Annotated in this window: 17 protein-coding genes; 15 read left to right on the top strand and 2 right to left on the bottom strand. The window is 64.8% G+C overall.

Translation table 11 applies throughout. The features are described from left to right. Positions 1-55: 55 nt before the first annotated feature. A complete protein-coding gene (locus ACFVYC_RS08660) occupies positions 56-358 on the bottom strand; it encodes a hypothetical protein (protein WP_387549026.1) in 303 nt (100 codons plus the stop codon). Positions 359-590: 232 nt separating this feature from the next. Between ACFVYC_RS08660 and ACFVYC_RS08665 the strand changes: the two genes are divergently transcribed. The 10 genes from ACFVYC_RS08665 (at position 591) to ACFVYC_RS08710 (ending at position 13,723) form a co-directional block, all read left to right on the top strand. Continuing rightward, complete coding sequence (locus ACFVYC_RS08665) at positions 591-2,039, top strand: DUF3375 domain-containing protein (protein WP_387548992.1); 1,449 nt, start codon at positions 591-593, stop codon at positions 2,037-2,039. A gap of 2 nt (positions 2,040-2,041) precedes the next feature. Continuing rightward, positions 2,042-2,908, top strand: coding sequence for a DUF4194 domain-containing protein (locus tag ACFVYC_RS08670; RefSeq protein WP_387548993.1), 867 nt, complete (start codon positions 2,042-2,044; stop codon positions 2,906-2,908). Next, positions 2,905-6,387 carry an ATP-binding protein gene (locus ACFVYC_RS08675; protein WP_387548995.1) on the top strand — a complete coding sequence of 1,161 codons (3,483 nt, stop codon included), beginning with the start codon at positions 2,905-2,907 and terminating at the stop codon, positions 6,385-6,387. The genes ACFVYC_RS08670 and ACFVYC_RS08675 overlap by 4 nt, the downstream gene beginning before the upstream one ends. A 194-nt stretch (positions 6,388-6,581) precedes the next feature. Next, positions 6,582-7,292: a hypothetical protein gene (locus ACFVYC_RS08680; protein WP_387548997.1), complete on the top strand. Its 711-nt coding sequence runs from the start codon at positions 6,582-6,584 to the stop codon at positions 7,290-7,292. A 197-nt stretch (positions 7,293-7,489) separates the two neighbouring features. Continuing rightward, positions 7,490-8,581 carry an ABC transporter substrate-binding protein gene (locus ACFVYC_RS08685; RefSeq protein WP_387548999.1) on the top strand — a complete coding sequence of 364 codons (1,092 nt, stop codon included), beginning with the start codon at positions 7,490-7,492 and terminating at the stop codon, positions 8,579-8,581. Positions 8,582-8,591: 10 nt separating this feature from the next. Beyond that, complete coding sequence (locus ACFVYC_RS08690) at positions 8,592-9,683, top strand: FecCD family ABC transporter permease (protein ID WP_387549001.1); 1,092 nt, start codon at positions 8,592-8,594, stop codon at positions 9,681-9,683. Continuing rightward, a complete protein-coding gene (locus tag ACFVYC_RS08695; RefSeq protein WP_387549003.1) occupies positions 9,680-10,795 on the top strand; it encodes a FecCD family ABC transporter permease in 1,116 nt (371 codons plus the stop codon). Before ACFVYC_RS08690 ends, ACFVYC_RS08695 begins: the two co-directional genes overlap by 4 nt. A gap of 1 nt (position 10,796) precedes the next feature. Continuing rightward, on the top strand, positions 10,797-11,612 hold the full coding sequence (locus ACFVYC_RS08700; protein ID WP_387549005.1) for an ABC transporter ATP-binding protein: 816 nt from the start codon (positions 10,797-10,799) through the stop codon (positions 11,610-11,612). After that, positions 11,609-12,655: a siderophore-interacting protein gene (locus ACFVYC_RS08705; RefSeq protein ID WP_387549007.1), complete on the top strand. Its 1,047-nt coding sequence runs from the start codon at positions 11,609-11,611 to the stop codon at positions 12,653-12,655. Before ACFVYC_RS08700 ends, ACFVYC_RS08705 begins: the two co-directional genes overlap by 4 nt. A gap of 222 nt (positions 12,656-12,877) precedes the next feature. Next, positions 12,878-13,723, top strand: coding sequence for an SGNH/GDSL hydrolase family protein (locus ACFVYC_RS08710; RefSeq protein ID WP_387549008.1), 846 nt, complete (start codon positions 12,878-12,880; stop codon positions 13,721-13,723). On the opposite strand, the gene ACFVYC_RS08715 is transcribed toward ACFVYC_RS08710, so the two are convergent. Continuing rightward, complete coding sequence (locus tag ACFVYC_RS08715) at positions 13,720-14,007, bottom strand: YciI family protein (protein WP_307097745.1); 288 nt, start codon at positions 14,005-14,007, stop codon at positions 13,720-13,722. The genes ACFVYC_RS08710 and ACFVYC_RS08715 overlap by 4 nt on opposite strands. 69 nt (positions 14,008-14,076) lie before the next feature. Between ACFVYC_RS08715 and ACFVYC_RS08720 the strand changes: the two genes are divergently transcribed. From ACFVYC_RS08720 to rpsN, 5 genes are all read left to right on the top strand, one after another. Next, entirely contained in the window at positions 14,077-14,556 is a 480-nt protein-coding gene (locus ACFVYC_RS08720) for a MarR family winged helix-turn-helix transcriptional regulator (RefSeq protein WP_387549010.1), read from the top strand. Between the two features lie 50 nt (positions 14,557-14,606). Continuing rightward, complete coding sequence (locus ACFVYC_RS08725; RefSeq protein WP_387549012.1) at positions 14,607-15,368, top strand: SGNH/GDSL hydrolase family protein; 762 nt, start codon at positions 14,607-14,609, stop codon at positions 15,366-15,368. A gap of 254 nt (positions 15,369-15,622) precedes the next feature. After that, on the top strand, positions 15,623-15,859 hold the full coding sequence (rpmB, locus tag ACFVYC_RS08730) for a 50S ribosomal protein L28 (protein ID WP_003798559.1): 237 nt from the start codon (positions 15,623-15,625) through the stop codon (positions 15,857-15,859). Next, positions 15,859-16,026: a 50S ribosomal protein L33 gene (rpmG, locus tag ACFVYC_RS08735; RefSeq protein ID WP_013602737.1), complete on the top strand. Its 168-nt coding sequence runs from the start codon at positions 15,859-15,861 to the stop codon at positions 16,024-16,026. Before rpmB ends, rpmG begins: the two co-directional genes overlap by 1 nt. Before the next feature lie 2 nt (positions 16,027-16,028). Then, complete coding sequence (rpsN, locus tag ACFVYC_RS08740) at positions 16,029-16,334, top strand: 30S ribosomal protein S14 (RefSeq protein WP_015938870.1); 306 nt, start codon at positions 16,029-16,031, stop codon at positions 16,332-16,334. Positions 16,335-16,982: the final 648 nt, after the last annotated feature.

Consider the following 16,982-nt stretch of genomic DNA (forward strand, 5'->3'; position numbering starts at 1 on the left):
TATCTCCTTGGCCGGATAGCTTTTGTAGCCAGGATCCGCCGGGTTGGAGAACCCTTCAGCTGTCTCTCAATATTACCCGCGGGTAGGTTCCCGTGCTAGGGGAGGGCTGCCCCTGAAAGTCCCCTGCAGGATCGAACGCAGCGGCGTGGTGCACCAGCCGGTCCCAGCCGGCGTTGATGCCGTGGACCACGGCCAGGAGCGACCTGGAAACCACTGTCCAGCCAAGCTTTCCGGTGCCCAGCAGCACCAGCGCCACCAGTCCTGCCGTGAGAACAAAGGCGGCCAGGATAAACGCGAACACCAGTGTGCCCGCGAAGACCAAGGTGGCGGTTTCCACTGCGCTTAGATCGAACTGCATAAGTCCCCCTGCTGCGACGTTGCTTTGGTTGAGATCAGTAGGCATGAGCGTAGGGGCAGGCGCGCAGTTCCGGCCAGAGCCACGGCACGCAGAAAGGGCTCTTGATATTGGATCGCAACAATGCGGCGGAGTAGGTCACGGAGCGGTCGCGGCCGCCTGCGTTAACCTTGTTGTTGGCAGTTTTCCGTTTGGAGCTCCTGCCCCAACCCCCTCGACAGCCCAAGGAGAGTGTGTGCCCCGCTCCGCCAGGTCATCTGCTGACGCCATCAGCGCCCGGCTCCGGGACCTCGAAATCCTCACCAAAGGACCCGCCTGGGCCCTGACGCGCTCCGCCCCCTGGGTGATCGCCGTGCTGCAGGCATCCTTCACCCGCACCCGGCCGCAGCTGCCGCTCGAGGAGTTCCATGCCGACGTCGACTCCTTCCTTGAGGAGCTTCGCCGGCAGGAGCCCGGCCTGGGCGGCGGAGCCAACGGGAAGGCCTTTGGCGACGAATGGACGCGCCGCCAGTTCCTGACGCGCCGAAACCAGTCCGGCCAGATCGTGTACGAAGTCACAGAACCGGCGGCACGCGTACTTGCGTTCCTCGACAGCCTTTCCAGCGAGCGGTCCACCCTCAACGGTTCGCGCCTCGGGACGCTGCTGGGCGACGTCGAGAAGCTCGCCAACGAGACCAACCCGGACCAGAGCGCCCGCCTGGAATCGCTGGAGGAGGAGATCGAGGACCGCCAGCAGCTGATCCAGGACATCAGCTCCGGCGAATTCGACGGCCTGCTGGATGACGACGAAGCCGTTGAGGCCGCCGGAAACATCCTTGACCTAGCCGCGAGCCTGCCCGCCGATTACAAGAAAATGCGCGACCGGATCGAGGAACTGGTGGGCGGGCTGCGCAACCAGATCATCGAGGAGTCACTGACCAAGGGTGCCACCATGGCCCAGGTGCTGGAGGCGGACAAGCGGCTCCGCCAGAGCCCCGAGGGCAGGACCTTCCGTTCCTTCACCGCCTTCCTAAAGGACCCGCAGCAGCAGCTGAGGTTCCGGTCGGCCATTGGCGAGGTCCTCAGCCGGCAGTTCGCGGACGACCTCTCACCGGAGGACCGGGAGACCCTGAAGAACCTGGTGGCTGAACTTCGCCAGCAGCACAGCCAGATCCAGCGGATCTACGGCAAGCTCAGCGAAAGCCTCAACACCTACGTTCAAAGTGATGACTTCCGCCAGTCGGTACGGCTCCGGCAGGTCCTCCGGGAAGCCGAGCAGGCCATCCGTTCCCTTCCCTACGAACGGGAACGTCCCGGGCTGGTCGGTGGACCCGTCCTCTTTAACGCAGGTTTCGAGTCGCTGTCCATGGTGAAGCTGTTTGACCCGGACGAGTTCGCCGCGCCGCCCAAGCTCGCGGACCCCATCGCCTTCAGCGATTCCGACCGCGTGCGCTCGCCGAGGACCGGAAAGGCCAAACCGGACGTTGTCCGCTCCGCGATGGCCGGCGCCGGCACCCTTTCCGAGGCCTGGAAGCAGCTGCCGCCGGAGGAACAGCACATCAACACCATCCGGGCGCTCCTCTCGCACGCCCTGCACGCCGGGGCGGGCTTCGACACCGAAGCCCTCGACGCCCTGGACTTCGAACAGATAGACGGCACCACGCGCAGGGCCTACCTGCCGCTGGTCACGCTTCCAAAGGATTGACGATGACTGAAGAGATAACGACGACGGCCGCCCCGGAGGTTGAGCCCGTCACCGATCCGGTGGCCGAGCCCGTCGAAACCCGGGCGGCATCGGTCGCTGAACGACTTCAAACGGAGGCCCTCAGCCCCCGCGACACCTTCATAGACGGGGCCGCGCTCTTCCCCGGCGACACCGGCGTCCTGTCCATGAAGGTGCGGCAGGCGCTGGTGAAGCTGCTCAAAGGTCCCTACGTGGACGGCGGCCGGGACGAAAAGCTCTGGACCGTCCTGCTGGACAACCAGGTCATCCTGCGCAGCCGCCTGTCCGAACTGTTCCTCACCATGCAGCTGGATCATGAACGAAAGATCGCCGTCCTGCGCCCGGTGGACCCGGAGGCGATCGGTGGCAGCACCCGCTCCAGCATCCTGAGGCAGCAGCGTGCACTCAGCCGGGTGGAGACCATCGTCCTGTTGAGGATGCGCCTGCTGCTGGACCGGCATGTCACCGCTCAGACCGATCCCACCATCACCCGCGAGGAAATCGCCGACCTGATCACCCACTACCAGCCTGCGGGCCAGCAGGACGCGCTCCGCGACTCGGACGTCGTCAACCGGGCCATTACGAAACTCCTGGCCCGCCAACTCCTCCTCCCCACCGGCCTGGACGACGTCTACACCATCTCCAACGCCCTGCCCCTTGCCCTCCCATTCGAAAACATCGGCGACATCCCGGCCCAAATTGAGGCGCTGGCAGCAGCCACCACAGACCCGACGGGCACAGAGACGCTCATAGAGCTCGATGCTGAGACGAGCGAGGAACCCGATGACGCCGAAGGGGCGGGGGCGGCAGCACCGTCGTCGTACTCAGCCACGAAGGAGCCAGCCAAGTGAGCATCGCAAGCATGCTGCCGATGGGCGAGCTTACGAACCCTGGCCAGATGCGCCTTGCCCTGGTGCAGGTGGTCAACTGGGGCACGTTCCACGGGGCGCACACGATGCACGTCGACCGTAACGGGACGCTGCTGACCGGCAACTCGGGCGTCGGCAAGTCGACGCTGTTTGATGCCATGCTGCGGGTCTTCGACGCGAGGCCGAGGTCCAATGAGGCCGCTGCCCAGCGTTCGGGCGGTGCCGTGGAGGACAAGCGGACCACGTTCACGTACATGCGGGGCAAGGTGGGCGACAAGGCTGTAGGGGAGGGCTCGGCGAGTGCCTTCCAGCGGCCGGGCGCCACCTGGTCCGCCGTCGCGTTGACGTTCGACAACGCCGCCGGTACCCGGGTGACGGTCTCGGCACTGTTTGACCTGCCGAAGAACGGGACGGAGTCGAACGTTGGCCGCTTTTATCTCGTAGACCACGATCCGCTGGACCTTGAGGCCCTGGAGGGCATCGCGGACAAGCGGTTCACCAAGGCGGCTCTGGAGGCGATCTTCCCGGACGCCCAGGTCTTTGACGTGCATAAGGCCTTTGCGGAGCGCTTCCGCCGGCTGCTGGGCATCAACTCGGACCAGGCCCTTCCGCTCCTGCGCGTCATCCAGGCGGGCAAGGGCCTGGGCGGCAGCGTCAACACCTTCTTCCGCGACCAGGTCCTGGACGCCCCGGCCACGCTCGCGGCTGCGGACGACGTCGTGGAGGAGTTCAGCAACCTGATGTCCATCAGGCAGCGGCTGGAGGACGTGCGACAGCAGCGGGACCAGCTCGCACCGGTCCCTGCGCTGAACCGGGAGTATGCGCAGGCGCTGCTGGACGCCAACCGGCTGCGGGACCTGGCCGGCGAGGAGTTCGAGGCCTACAAGCAGCAGCTGGCCGTCACGGTCCATCAGAAAATGCTGGTCCGCTTCAAGGAGCTCGCACAGGCAAAAGCCAAGGAACTCGGGGCTGAGCGCGCCGTCCGGGACGGCCTGGCCAAGGAACTGCGCCAGCTGGAGGCGGATTACAACAACCAGGGCGGCAACGCCATATCCGCCATTGAGCAATCCCTGGAAAACGCCCGGGTGGGCCTGAAACTTCGCCAGCAGGTGGAGGAGGCGGCACGTCAGGCACTGACCGACGCCGGCCTCGAACTGAAGTGGACCGCCGAGGGGTGGGAACAGGCGCACGAGCAGGCGGCGGCAAGGTCAGCCGAGCTCAAGGATAATTCCCAGGCCCTGCAGGAACTCCGGTTTGAAGCCTTCGACGCCCACGCAACAACAAAGCGCGAGCTGGCCGCGGCTGAGCAGGAGCTCGTGTCGCTGAAGACGCGCAAGTCACTGCTGCCGCCGTCGAGCATTGAAAACCGGGCTGCGATCGCCGCCGCCACCGGCGTGGCAGAAGACCGGATGCCCTTTGCCGGGGAACTGATGGACCTCGCCGAGGGGGAGGAGCAGTGGCGGCCCGCCGCCGAGCGGGCGCTTCGGAACCTCGCCACCACCCTGCTGGTACCCGGCGAACATTTCGCTGCGGTAACCCGGTACCTCAACGACCACAGGGTGCGCGGCGCCCTGAGGGCCGTGGACGTTTCCAAGCCGCTCGCCGGCGGTGCGCTGGCGCTGGAGGACGTGCACGACGGCGACCTGCTCACCAAGCTGGACATCCTCGCCTCGGGCGTTGCCGCCGAAGCCGGGGCTTGGATCCGCGAACGCATCGCGCTGGACTTCGCTTACCCCTGCGTGGAGGACCCGGACGAGCTGGCACGGCTGGACCGCGGCCTGAGCCTGGGCGGGGTGGTCAAGCGCAACCGCCACACCGTGGAAAAGGACGACCGCTTCACCGGCCGGCAGGACTACGTCCTTGGCTTCGACAACGCCGCCAAGCTGGAACTCGTTGCCGGCCAGGTGGCGGACCTGCGGCAGGACGTGGCTAAAGCAGCGGAGCTGGCACAGGCCCGCGAGGATTCGCACCAGGGCATGAGCCGGCAACTCGACGCCCTGCGCCGTATCGCCGAGGACCACCGCGCCTGGGAACAGGTGTCGGCGGCAGTCGCGGCCGGGGATCTGGCCAGGATTGAACAGCGGTTGAAGGACGCCCTGGCAGCGCAGGCGGACCTGGAGCCGCTGCGCGCCACCATCGAGGAGGTACGGCGGAAGCACCAGTCCAGCACCGAGGCAGCCGCTGTCCTTCAAAGCGAGTACAAGGCCGTGGACAGGCAACTGACCGCTGCCGATTCCCTGCTGGAAGCCGCACGCAGGCGCCTTGCCCACGCGCCGCCGTCGGACGCCACCGTGACCGCGCTGGAACAGTACTTTGCCGATTTCGGCGACGTGACGGAAATGCACGAGCTGGACAACCTCGCCAACCGGGTGCAGACCGCACTGCTGGGTGAACTGCATACGGCGGAGTCCCGGGGGCAAGCCACAGCCGAGCGCCTCACCAGGATTTTCGAGGGCTTCGTCCGCGAGTGGGGCAGTGCCATTTCGGCGGACCACGGGACCACAATCGGCGCTGCCGGCGAGTTCGAGACGCGGTACCACGCGATTGTCAGCGACGGCCTGCCGGCCCAGGAAGCGGAATTCCGGCAGTTCTTCAACCAGCGCACGCACGAATCCTTCAGCACCCTGCTGCACCTGCTCGATGAGGAACGCCGCTCCATCACCAGCCGCATCCTCCCGCTGAACGGCATCCTTTCACAGGTCAGCTTCCACGAGGGCAGCTTCCTGGAACTGGATATCAAGCAGACCCTGCCTCCCACGGCCAAGCAGTTCAAGGATGCCATCCAGAACGCCCTCAAGGCGCGGCACACCCGGCCGCCAAAGTCCGATGGTCCCCGCGTCGAAGGTGCAGGTGGTGAGAGGGACGACGACGGTGAGCTCACCGCCGGCTACAAGTCACTGGAAACCCTGGTCAAGCGGCTCGGTTCGCAGGCACCGGAAGACAGGCGCTGGCGGGCCGAGGTGCTGGATGTCCGTGGTCACCTGTTTATCCAGTGCAAGGAGCATCGGGAAGTTGCCGGGCCGGCGTCGGGCAGAAAGGGCGGCGGCGCGAAGAAGACCGAGGTCTTTATGCACGCGGACACTGGTTCGATGTCCGGCGGTGAGCGGCAGCGGTTCACCGCATTCATCATGGCCGCAGCGCTGAGTTACCAGCTGGGGATCGCCGAGCAGGGCTTCACCACGTACGGCACCGTGATGATGGACGAAGCTTTTGTGCTGGCATCTGAGGAATTCGCTGGGGCCGGAATCAAGGCGCTGCATGAATTCGGGTTCCAGCTGCTGCTGGCCGCCCCCGAAAATGTCATTGACCTGTCCCGGCACCTTGGTTCAGTCACCGAAATCCTCCGCGACAAGCGCACCAACCGTTCCGGGGTGCTCACGGCGCCGGTCATTAAGCCGCGGGCGGGCCAGGAAGGAGCCTGGCGGTCGGAAGCCAACCCGGTGGACATCGTTTTGCGCTAGCTGTTACCTGCGGAATACGTTCATAACAAATCGATGGATATATTGCTGGGGCGCTGGTTGCCAAGGTGCGCCGGTGCCATGCTGGTGCACATCAAGCACTCGCCTTCATCCTCCCCGATGGGCAGCTGCGGAACGCTGGGTCCTGCATCTGACACCCGATGAGTTTGACGGCCTTTACGTGAAAGGCACCACAAATGCGCCCAGCACACTGCGCAGGCATCCTCCCGGCTCTGACAGCTGCCGCAATTCTCACGTTGACGGGCTGCGGGGCAAGCATCTCGTCGGACGGCGCCGATTCCCAGGTTCCTGCGGCGTCCGCCCCGGCGGCAACGAGCACGGCCCCCGCCGCCAGTACGAGCCCGACGGCGGAAGGTGTACGCGCGACGTCGTCCACTCCTCCCGCTGAGGGCCTGGCCACCTTCACTTTCCCGGACGGCAGGCTTTCGTTCCAGTATCCAAAGGGCTGGCACGCGGAGCTGTTCGAGGCATCCGCCTCACCGTTTGTGGGCACTGCCACGGTGTCAGATCCCACTGGCCCGGCGGAAATCACTATCTACACAGGCGAAATTGCGGACGTGGTGGCCGGTCCCGGCGACCGGACCGTACTTGAGACGGACCCGGTACCAGGTCTTATCGGCCACTCGGTTCCCACGCCCCATTCGTCGTTTTTTGTTGACCGCCACGACGGCGTTTCAAATTATCGGATGGGGCTTACCGCAGGATTACCCGTCTCGCCTGACGGGGAAGTGCAAAACGGGCTCATTATGCTCGGCAACCGCGTTTTGACTGCAGACGTGGTGTTCACGGGCCAGCCGTTCGCGGATGACGATGCAGCGAAGGACTGGTACTGGGGCCCTGAAGGCCGTGCCCTGAAGGCTGTCCTGATGAGCTTCTCGTACCGCTGACGGCAACGCGGGGTCACTTCCGGCCCGATGAATACCGAAAACTGGGCCGGACCTGACCCCGCGTGGCTGAGGCACGGTAAATGCGCCAAGGTCTGTGCCGTTCGTCACGAAGGGGATTAAGTTACAGAAGCCTTGCGTAATCGTTGCAAAGATAGGCTAGCCTTACTTGAGTTCGCATCATTCACTTAAGGAATTCAATGGCTTCCTCCCTCTTCTCCGTGCCCAGCGCCACCCGCCGCACGCTGTTCAAGTCAGCCGGCAAAGCCACGGCCGTCCTGGCCGCCGCGGCGCTCACCCTCTCCGCCTGCTCCACAGGCCCAGCTGCCTCCGGCTCCGACTCCACTGCCAGCAGCTCCAGCAGCGCGCAGTTCCCGGTCACCATCGAGCACGTGTTCGGAAAAACCACCATTGAGAAGCAGCCCACCCGCGTAGCCACCGTCTCCTGGGTCAATGACGACGTCGCCATTGCCTTGGGCGTTGTACCGGTGGGCGTTCCCAAGGTTGAGTGGGGCGGCAACGACCAAGGCTCCACGCCGTGGAAGGATGCGGCCCTCGAGGAGCTCGGCGCCGGCACTGGCTCGGACAAGGCCCCGGTTCAGTACTCCGAGGCCGACGGCATCAACTTCACCGAGATCGCCAAGCTTACTCCGGACGTTATCCTCGCGGCTTACTCGGGCCTCACTGAAGAGGACTACAAGAAGCTCAGCGAAATCGCTCCCGTGGTTGCCCACCCCGAACTGGCCTACGGCACCCCGTGGCAGGAGTCCACGTCCATCATCGGCAAGGCCCTGGGCAAGGACGCTGAAGCCACCAAGCTGATCTCGGACACCGAGGCCACCATCAAGGAGAAGGTCTCCGACTACCCGCAAATTGAGGGCAAGAGCTTCATCTACGGCAACCTCGAGCCCGCCAAGGGTGACGGCGTCAACGTCTACACCGCCAATGACAACCGCCCCCGCTTCCTCTCCGCAATCGGCATGAAGCTGGCCCCAGTGGTTGAAGACAACTCCAAGGACTCCAAGGAATTCTTCATTGCGTGGTCAGCAGAAAAGGCCAACGAGCTTGAGTCCGATGTCTTTGTGACCTGGGTTCCGGACGCTTCCACCGCTGACGCCATCAAAGCCGACCCGCTGCTGAGCCAGATCCCGGCCATCAAGAACGGCGCACTGGTTGCTGATTCGGACAACACCCTGACGCTGTCCATCTCCGCCGCCTCCCCGCTGAGCCTGCCGTGGTCGCTGGACACGTTCCTGCCGCAGCTGGCCACCGCAGCCGATGCAGTGAAGTAAGCACCGTTCCATGACGCACAGTACAACGACGGCGGCCTCCGGGCAGGGGGATGCCGGCACCCGGGTGCCGGCAAGGGGGCCTGTTGGTCCTCTCCACGGCCGCGCTTTCGGGGGGAAGCGCACCGCCTGGCTGCTGGCCGCCGTTGTTGTACTTGCACTCCTGGCCGGGGCTTCCCTGGCCATCGGGGCCCGGGGCCTTCCCCTGGGCACCGTCTGGGACGCAATCACGCAGTTCGATCCCGCCAACGGCGACCACGCTGTGGTCCACGCCCGCATCCCCCGCACCGTCCTTGGCCTCCTGGCCGGCGGTGCGCTGGGCCTTGCGGGCGCAGCCATGCAGGGGGTGGCCCGCAATCCGCTGGCCGATCCAGGCATCATGGGCGTCAATGCCGGTGCCGCGTTGGCCGTGGTCACCGGCATCTATGTCTTCGGCATTGCCACGTTCTCCGGCTACGTCTGGTTCGCCTTTGTTGGGGCAGCAGCCGCCGCCGTCGTGGTGTACCTCATCGCCTCCCTGGGCAGGGACGGCGCCACTCCGGTCAAGCTCGCCCTGGCGGGTGCCGCGCTCAATGCGGGCCTGTACTCACTGATGAACGTCATCCTGGTTTCCAGCCAGGACACCCTGGACCGGTTCCGTTTCTGGCAGGTGGGCGGGATCGCCGGGCGCGACTGGTCAGTGGTGGTGTCCGGGCTTCCGTTCCTTGCCGCCGGAGCACTTATCGTGCTCCTGACCGGGCGCATCCTCAACAGCCTGGCCCTGGGCGATGACATTGCCCGCGGCCTCGGCCAGCGCGTGGGCCTGGTCCGCGGCATCACCGCCCTCGGAATCGTGCTGTTGTGCGGTTCCGCCACCGCCCTTGCCGGCCCCATCGCCTTCGTGGGCCTGGTCATTCCGCACGCCGTCCGTTTCCTCACCGGCCCCGACTACCGCTGGATCCTGCCCTTCTCCCTGGTCCTCGCGCCGGTACTGCTCCTGGGCGCGGACATCATCGGCCGCGTGGTGCTCCTCCCCGGCGAAGTCCCGGCCGGCATCATGACCGCCCTCGTCGGCGCACCGGTGTTCGTCTGGCTGATCCGCCGGGGCAAGGGGGCCGGACTGTGACGGTCACCGCCAAAACCCCCGTTGCCCCATCAGATATGGCTGCTAAAACAGGGTCTAAAGGACCAAAACTGATAGGGCAACGGGGTACCAGGAGACTGCTGAACCGGACCGCCCTCCTGGCCGCCGCCGTCGTGATCCTGTTTGCCGTGTCGGTCCTGCTGGGCAGCTACACCGTTACCATTCCGGACTTTTTCAGGATCCTCTTCGCGCACCTGACCGGCGGTGAAAAAATACCCGGGGCCAGCTTCATCGTGATGGAAAACAAGCTTCCGCGGGCTGTCATCGGCACCATGATCGGCCTCGCATTCGGCCTGGCCGGGACCCTGTTCCAGACCATGCTCCGCAACCCGCTGGCCAGCCCCGACGTCATCGGCATCAGCTACGGCGCCAGTGCTGCCGCCGTAGTGGCCATCGTGGTCTTCGGTGCTTCCGGTGTGGCGGTCTCCGGCGCAGCCCTCGGCGGTGCGCTGGGTGTGGCCACCATCATTTACGCCATCTCCAGCGGTGCGATCCGCGGGACCAACCGCGGCGACGCCGCCGGCAACAGGCTCATCCTTGCCGGCGTCGGAATCGCCGCCGCGCTCCACGCAGTGGTCAACTTCCTGATGACCCGCGCAGACATCCGCACCGCGGCTGACGCCCTCGTCTGGCTCAACGGATCCCTGAACTCCGCCAACTGGGACCGGGCAGGCGTCCTGGCCCTCGCCCTCGCGTTCCTGATTCCCGCAGTCGTTGCCATCGCCGGCCCCCTGCGCATTCTGGAACTTGGGCCGGACGCCGCCGCCGGCCTGGGCATTCGGGTAGGTGCCACCCGCCTCGCCCTGGTCATCATCGCCGTGTCACTGGCAGCCGTCGCGACGGCGGCAGCCGGCCCGGTCTCGTTCGTCGCCTTCCTCGCCGGGCCCATTGCCCGGCGCTTCACCGGCAAAGCCAGCCTCCCGGCGTCGGCCTTTGTTGGTGCCCTCATTGTCCTTGCCGCGGATTACGTCGCCGTCAACCTGGCGCCCCTGCTGCTGGACGGCACGGTGCTGCCGGTGGGCGTCATTACCGGTGCACTCGGCGCCCCGTTCCTGCTGTGGCTCCTGGTCACGGCCAACCGAAAGGATGCCTGACGTGGCAGTTCTCAACGCCAAGGACCTGACGCTGAAGTACGATCAGCGCTGCGTGGTGGACGGGCTTACCGCCGAAATTCCCGAAGGCAAGGTAACCATGATCGTAGGTGCCAACGCCTGCGGAAAGTCCACCCTCCTCCGTGGCCTGTCCCGGCTCCTTAAGCCCGCGGCCGGCGTCGTGACACTCGACGGCAAGGACATCCATTCGCGTCCGGCACGGGAGCTGGCCCGCACGCTTGGCCTGCTCCCGCAGCACCCCACAGCTCCTGACGGCATCGTTGTCCGCGACCTCGTGGGTCGCGGCCGCTACCCGCACCAGGGCTTCTTCCGCAGCTGGAGCGAGAAGGACGACGCCGCCGTGCAGCGCGCGCTGGAAGCGACTGAGACGCTGGCCCTCGCTGAGAGGAACGTGGACGAACTCTCGGGCGGCCAGCGGCAGCGGGTCTGGATCGCCATGGCCCTCGCGCAGGAAACGGACGTCCTGCTGCTGGACGAGCCCACCACGTACCTTGACCTGGCGCACCAGGTGGAGGTCCTGGACCTCGTGACGGACCTGAACCGCCAGCGCGGCACCACCGTGGCCATTGTCCTGCACGACCTGAACCTCGCCGCCCGCTATGCGGACAACGTGATCGCCCTAAAAGACGGCGCCGTTGTTGCAGTGGGCGCGCCGCAAGAGGTGGTCACCGAGGGGCTGGTCCGTAACGTCTTCGGACTCGAATCCCGCGTCATCCCGGATCCCGTCAGCGGAACTCCACTGATCATTCCCATCGGCCGACACCACATACCCGCCAACGAACTGGAGCTCGTTTCATGAAGACCCGCGATACTGCTGCTGCCTCCACCGAGCCGATGACCCTGGCGTTTGAGGTCACCGTTTCATCCGTGCAGGAACTTAGCCCGAACTTCCGCAGGATCACGTTCGGCGGGTACTCGCTGCGGGACTTCGGCGTCAACGGCGACACCCTCGACCTCCGGATCAAACTCATGATCCCGTCCCTCGCGGCGGACGGCACAGAGCTTCCGCTGCCCGTCTTCGAAATGAGCATGTCCGGCTGGTACCGGGAATGGCTGGCCATGGACCCGGCAGTGCGCGGCTCCATGCGGACCTACACCGTCCGCCAGGCCCGCCTGGATACCGTCTACCCCGAGATAGATGTCGACTTCGTGATGCACTTCGATGACCAGGGCAACGGAGGGCCCGCCGCCAGTTGGGCCCTCAACGCCAAGCCCGGGGACGCCCTTACCCTCATCGGCCCCAACAACCGCGCCGCACAGTGCTCCACAGCAGAGGCCTACGGCGGCATCGAATGGCGGCCCGGGCTGGCGCAGCGTGTCCTGCTCGCCGGCGACGAGACAGCCATCCCCGCCATCTCCGCCATTCTGGAAAGCCTGCCCGACTACATGACAGGCCACGCCTTCCTGGAGGTCCCCGAGGCCGGCGACTTCCTGGAACTCTCCTCGCCCGCGGACATCGAGATAACCTGGCTCGCGCGGGGCGCCGCCATTGGCCGGTCCCGGCCGCACGGGGAACTGCTTCAGGAAGCCGTGCGCAAGGCAGTGCCCGTGCCCGGCTGGGTGGGAATCAAAGCGGCCGACGGCGGCGCGGGCCCCGAGCCGGAGGATGTCAACGTGGATGTGGACATCCTCTGGGAGACTCCCCAGCGGATGGAAACGGCCGAAATCCAGGCCACTAAAAACCCCGACATGCCCGCCGGCGCCATGCCCTTCTACGCCTGGATTGCCGGCGAAGCCGCCGTCATCAAGGACATGCGGCGGTACCTTGTCCGTGACGTGGGGATCGACCGGAAACAGGTTGCTTTCATGGGGTATTGGCGCCAGGGCAAAGCCGAGGGCTAAGCCCGGGGCCGGCGGGAGGCACATCCTCTGCGTGCTCGCTCGTTCCTCGCTTAGACGCACGCTGCCGGATGTCCCTCCCGCCGCCTACGAAACGCCCTATCAGATCCTGCGGGTTTTTCCCGGACGCTCTATCAGGTCCTGCGGCTAAACCCGTGACGCTCTCGCACTTGCTGTTCACCCCGGCGTCGTACGCGCTTTTCCTTGGGCCGCTACGTTGGCGGGGTGCGTCCTGAACCTTTGCTTCCTGAGTCCGGGCGCCGGGTGTTTGTTGCTCTGGGGGACTCTTTCACCGAGGGGGTCGGGGACCGGGACGAACGGTTGCCTAATGGCGTGCGGGGCTGGGCGGATAGGGTGGCGGAGAAACTTGCCAAGGCCCAGCCGGGGTGGCGGTACGCGAATCTCGCTATCAGGAGCAAGCGGCTCCGGCACGTTATTGGCGAGCAGCTGGAGCCGGCGCTGCGCATGCGGCCCACCCTCGTCACGGTCTACGCAGGCGGCAACGACATTCTGGACGTGAAGACCGATATGGCGGCGCTGATGGCCGACTATGACAGGCTGGTGGCGCAGCTCGCGGGAACAGGGGCCACGCTGGTGCTCTTCACGGGCTTTGACGTGAAGGTTTCGGCTCTCCTTGAGCCGTTGAAGAAACGCAATAATTTCTACAACGAACAGGTCCGGGCCATCGCCGCCAAATACGGCGCGGTGCTGGTGGACTACTGGTGCCTCGACGCCTTCCACGACCGCCGGATGTGGGACTCGGACCGCCTCCACATGTCCAAGGCCGGCCACAAGTACTTGGCGGGCCAGGTGCTGGACCAGCTGGGAGTGCCGCATAAGATCCGGCTCAAGGACTGGGAACCGCCGGAAAAGCTCAGCCTGCGGGAATGGGAACAGCGCCAGCGCCGCTGGGTCCACGACTGGGTCCTGCCGCTGTTTGGCCGGAAACTGCGCGGCGTCACATTGGGTGACCAGCTCACGCCGCGGTGGCCGCAACCGGTCAAGGTGCCGCGAAAGGGCGGGCTGAAGAAGATCGCCGCAAAGTCTACGGCGGGCCTGGTTGGACCTTAGCTGTCCAGCAGGTTCTCGAACCCCGACGCAACCCTCGCGGCGTGGAACTCCACAACCTCGAAGTCCGCAACACCATTCGAATAGAACGGGTCCTGCGCCAAACTGGCGTCAAGTGTGGCGCGATCGGCCCGCGAGAGCAACATCCCGCCCGTCCGCGGAACCTTGCGCCCGGCGGCGATGAACACGCCGTCGTCGAATGCCTTCTTCAGCCAGGCGATGTGCGCGTCGTTGTGAAAGTCCACGATGTCCTGGGGGACCCGGTAGCTCAGTGAGACAACATACATGCGCCCAGCCTACCGGCGGCACTGCTGCTAGTTGAAGGATCAACCGCCCCCTTCTCGTAGAATGGGCACATGACCGAACCCCGCTGGCTCTCCGCCGACGAACGCCGTGCCTGGCTGGCACTCGTAAGCATCAATACGCTCCTGCCGGCGGCCCTCGACACCAAGCTCCATGCAGCGGGGAAGCTATCCCTTTTCGACTACACGGTCCTGGCCATGCTGTCTGAGGCCCAAGACCGGTTCCTGCCGATGAGTGAGCTGGCCGCCCGCAGCAGCGCATCCCTGTCGCGGCTTTCGCACGTAGTGACCAAGCTGCAGAAGCGGGGGTGGGTGGAACGCCGTCCACATCCGCACGACGCCCGCGTCACCACGGCCCACCTCACCGAAGAGGGCATGGCAACCATCGTGGGACTTGCGCCCGGTCACGTCGAGACCGTTCGGGACCTGTTCCTGGACGCTCTGACGGAGCAGGACGTGCTGGACCTGGCACGCATTGGTGAGAAGGTTGTTGGCCGGTTGGACTCCGACCACTGGATCCTGCGGGAAGGCTAGGCACCGTCCCGCGGTTGGTTGCTCCCAGCAACTGGTGGCAGACTGGCCGAATGGATTTCACTACCCGGTTTGTGGCCCTTGGTGACTCCTTCACCGAGGGCGTGGGCGACGACGATCCCACCCGCCCCAACGGCGTCCGTGGCTGGGCGGACCGTGTGGCTGAGCAGCTGGGCGCCGCCGATCCTGGCTTCGGCTACGCCAACCTCGCCATCCGGGGGAGGAAGCTCCGCCAGATTCTGGCTGAACAGGTGGACGCCGCCGTCGAACTCCGACCAACCGTCGTGACTATCTACGCGGGTGCCAACGACATTCTCCGCCCGAGGATAGACATCGACGACCTCCTGGTGGAGTACGACGCCGCCATCGCCACATTGCGCGCCACCGGCGCCGCCGTGGTTATGTTCACAGGTTTCGACTCCCGGGGTTCGAAGGTCTTCAGCACCACCCGTGGCCGCACCGCCATTTACAACGAACTGGTCCGCGGCATCGCCGGCGACCATGATGCCTTGCTGGTGGACTACTGGCGCTTCAGCGAGTACTACGACTGGGGCATGTGGGCGCAGGACAGGATGCACATGTCCGCCGCGGGACATGCCAACATGGCCAAGCGCGTGCTGGATGTCCTGGAGCATGACTATTCGCTCGAGGTCCCGCCGATGAGGCCCGTGCCGGAACTCGGCCGGCTCGAGGCTGTCCGTGCGAATGCGCGCTGGGTGCGGGAGTTCGCCGGTCCGTGGGTTGTCCGCCGGGTCGCCGGAAAGTCCTCCGGCGACGGCCTCAAGCCGAAGTACCCCCAGTTCACCAGGCTCTAGTTTCAGAGCCTCCTTATACACCCTCGGAGGCCGGATTGGTCTTTAATTGCGTGAACTCGTAGACTTGGTAGGCGCTAAGTGCGCGGAGCGTGCGCAATTGCTCCGGTTGCCCGGTAATTTCTCCAGGGCGACCGGTAGTTAGGGGCTCAAGTTGCGTGACTAACCGTTGCCCTTCTTTCATTTTGGGTCGCCCTTAGCAGCATGGTCCAGCAGCAGATATGCGGATCATTACTTTCAATTCTTGAGGAGAAGTCATGGCAGCACACTGCCAAGTGACCGGAGCCGAGCCGGGCTTTGGGCACAGCATTTCGCACTCGCACCGCCGCAACAAGCGTCGGTTCGATCCGAACATCCAGAAGAAGCGCTACTGGGTTCCGTCCCTGCGCCGTAATGTCACGCTGCAGGTTTCTGCAAAGGGCATCAAGACCATCGACGTACGCGGCATCGACGTTGTCGTCGCCGACATTCTCGCTCGTGGGGTGAAGCTCTAGTGGCTAAGGACAAGGACGTACGTCCGATCATCAAGCTCAAGTCGACTGCGGGCACGGGTTACACGTACGTAACCCGCAAGAACCGTCGTAACGATCCGGACCGTATGGTCCTGAAGAAGTACGACCCCAAGATCCGCCAGCACGTCGAATTCCGAGAGGAGCGCTAAACATGGCTAAGAAGTCCAAGATTGCTCGCAACGAGCAGCGCAAGGTCATCGTTGAGCGTTACGCTGCAAAGCGCCTCGAGCTGAAGAAGACCCTGGTTGACGAAAACGCAACCGACGAAGCACGCGAAGCCGCCCGCCTGGGCCTGCAGAAGCTGCCCCGCAACGCGTCCCCGATCCGTCTGCGTAACCGCGACATCATCGACGGCCGTCCCCGCGGCACCTTCCAGAAGTTCGGTATCTCCCGTGTTCGCTTCCGCGACATGGCTCACCGCGGTGAGCTTCCGGGCATCACCAAGTCTTCCTGGTAATTCCGCCCTGCTGATACCAGCTGCTTGAGAAGGACCGGCAACCTCACGGTTGCCGGTCCTTCTGCATTTAAGCCGCCCACCCGGTTGAGCTTCGCCGAATCAGGCTGTGTCGCACCGCACAGGAATGGAGTACGACGGCGGATGGCTCTCCTATGCTGCCTATGGCCTGTTCTGCCGCGGGTTTCCGGGGTTCAGCACCCCCTCGATAGGGGATTTGGGGAGGGGCCTGTGGGGGTGTATTGTTTTCTAAGTCGCCGCGAGGGAGACAGCGTTGAGCTGGTTACCGCGGGCGGCCAATCCCCCAAAAATTTGTGCCGATTCTGGTAGTGCTTTTGAGTGCTCCTGGGGTGGTGTGGGGCGGATTCCTGCTGATGAAGGTCCTGGAAATGTGGATTTGATTTGGGGTGGGGGTTCGGGTAAGTTTGGAAAGTTGCTCCGGAGCGATCCTCGACATGGAATTTGTTGTGGTGGTGCCGGGTGTGTCTGTTGTTTGAGAACTCAATAGTGTGCCAAGTTTGTTGATACCAATTGTTTTATGGATTGGTTGAATTGACTGGATTGCCCGCCCCTGTGGGTGGTCTGGTTTTTACAGCTGGTTTCAAATTTTTGCTGTCTGGTTGCCGCGTTTTCCCGTGGTGGCTGGGTGGT

Origin of the sequence: Pseudarthrobacter sp. NPDC058329 (assembly GCF_042879835.1) — a bacterium.
Classification (GTDB): Bacteria; Actinomycetota; Actinomycetes; order Actinomycetales; family Micrococcaceae; genus Arthrobacter.

Coding starts and splice junctions, on each gene's coding strand:
- ACFVYC_RS08660 (WP_387549026.1), bottom strand. CDS start 358: ATGCAGTTCGATCTAAGCGCAGTGGAAACCGCCACCTTGGTCTTCGCG.
- ACFVYC_RS08670 (WP_387548993.1), top strand. CDS start 2,042: ATGACTGAAGAGATAACGACGACGGCCGCCCCGGAGGTTGAGCCCGTC.
- ACFVYC_RS08680 (WP_387548997.1), top strand. CDS start 6,582: ATGCGCCCAGCACACTGCGCAGGCATCCTCCCGGCTCTGACAGCTGCC.
- ACFVYC_RS08685 (WP_387548999.1), top strand. CDS start 7,490: ATGGCTTCCTCCCTCTTCTCCGTGCCCAGCGCCACCCGCCGCACGCTG.
- ACFVYC_RS08690 (WP_387549001.1), top strand. CDS start 8,592: ATGACGCACAGTACAACGACGGCGGCCTCCGGGCAGGGGGATGCCGGC.
- ACFVYC_RS08705 (WP_387549007.1), top strand. CDS start 11,609: ATGAAGACCCGCGATACTGCTGCTGCCTCCACCGAGCCGATGACCCTG.
- ACFVYC_RS08715 (WP_307097745.1), bottom strand. CDS start 14,007: ATGTATGTTGTCTCACTGAGCTACCGGGTCCCCCAGGACATCGTGGAC.
- ACFVYC_RS08720 (WP_387549010.1), top strand. CDS start 14,077: ATGACCGAACCCCGCTGGCTCTCCGCCGACGAACGCCGTGCCTGGCTG.
- ACFVYC_RS08725 (WP_387549012.1), top strand. CDS start 14,607: ATGGATTTCACTACCCGGTTTGTGGCCCTTGGTGACTCCTTCACCGAG.
- rpmB (WP_003798559.1), top strand. CDS start 15,623: ATGGCAGCACACTGCCAAGTGACCGGAGCCGAGCCGGGCTTTGGGCAC.
- rpsN (WP_015938870.1), top strand. CDS start 16,029: ATGGCTAAGAAGTCCAAGATTGCTCGCAACGAGCAGCGCAAGGTCATC.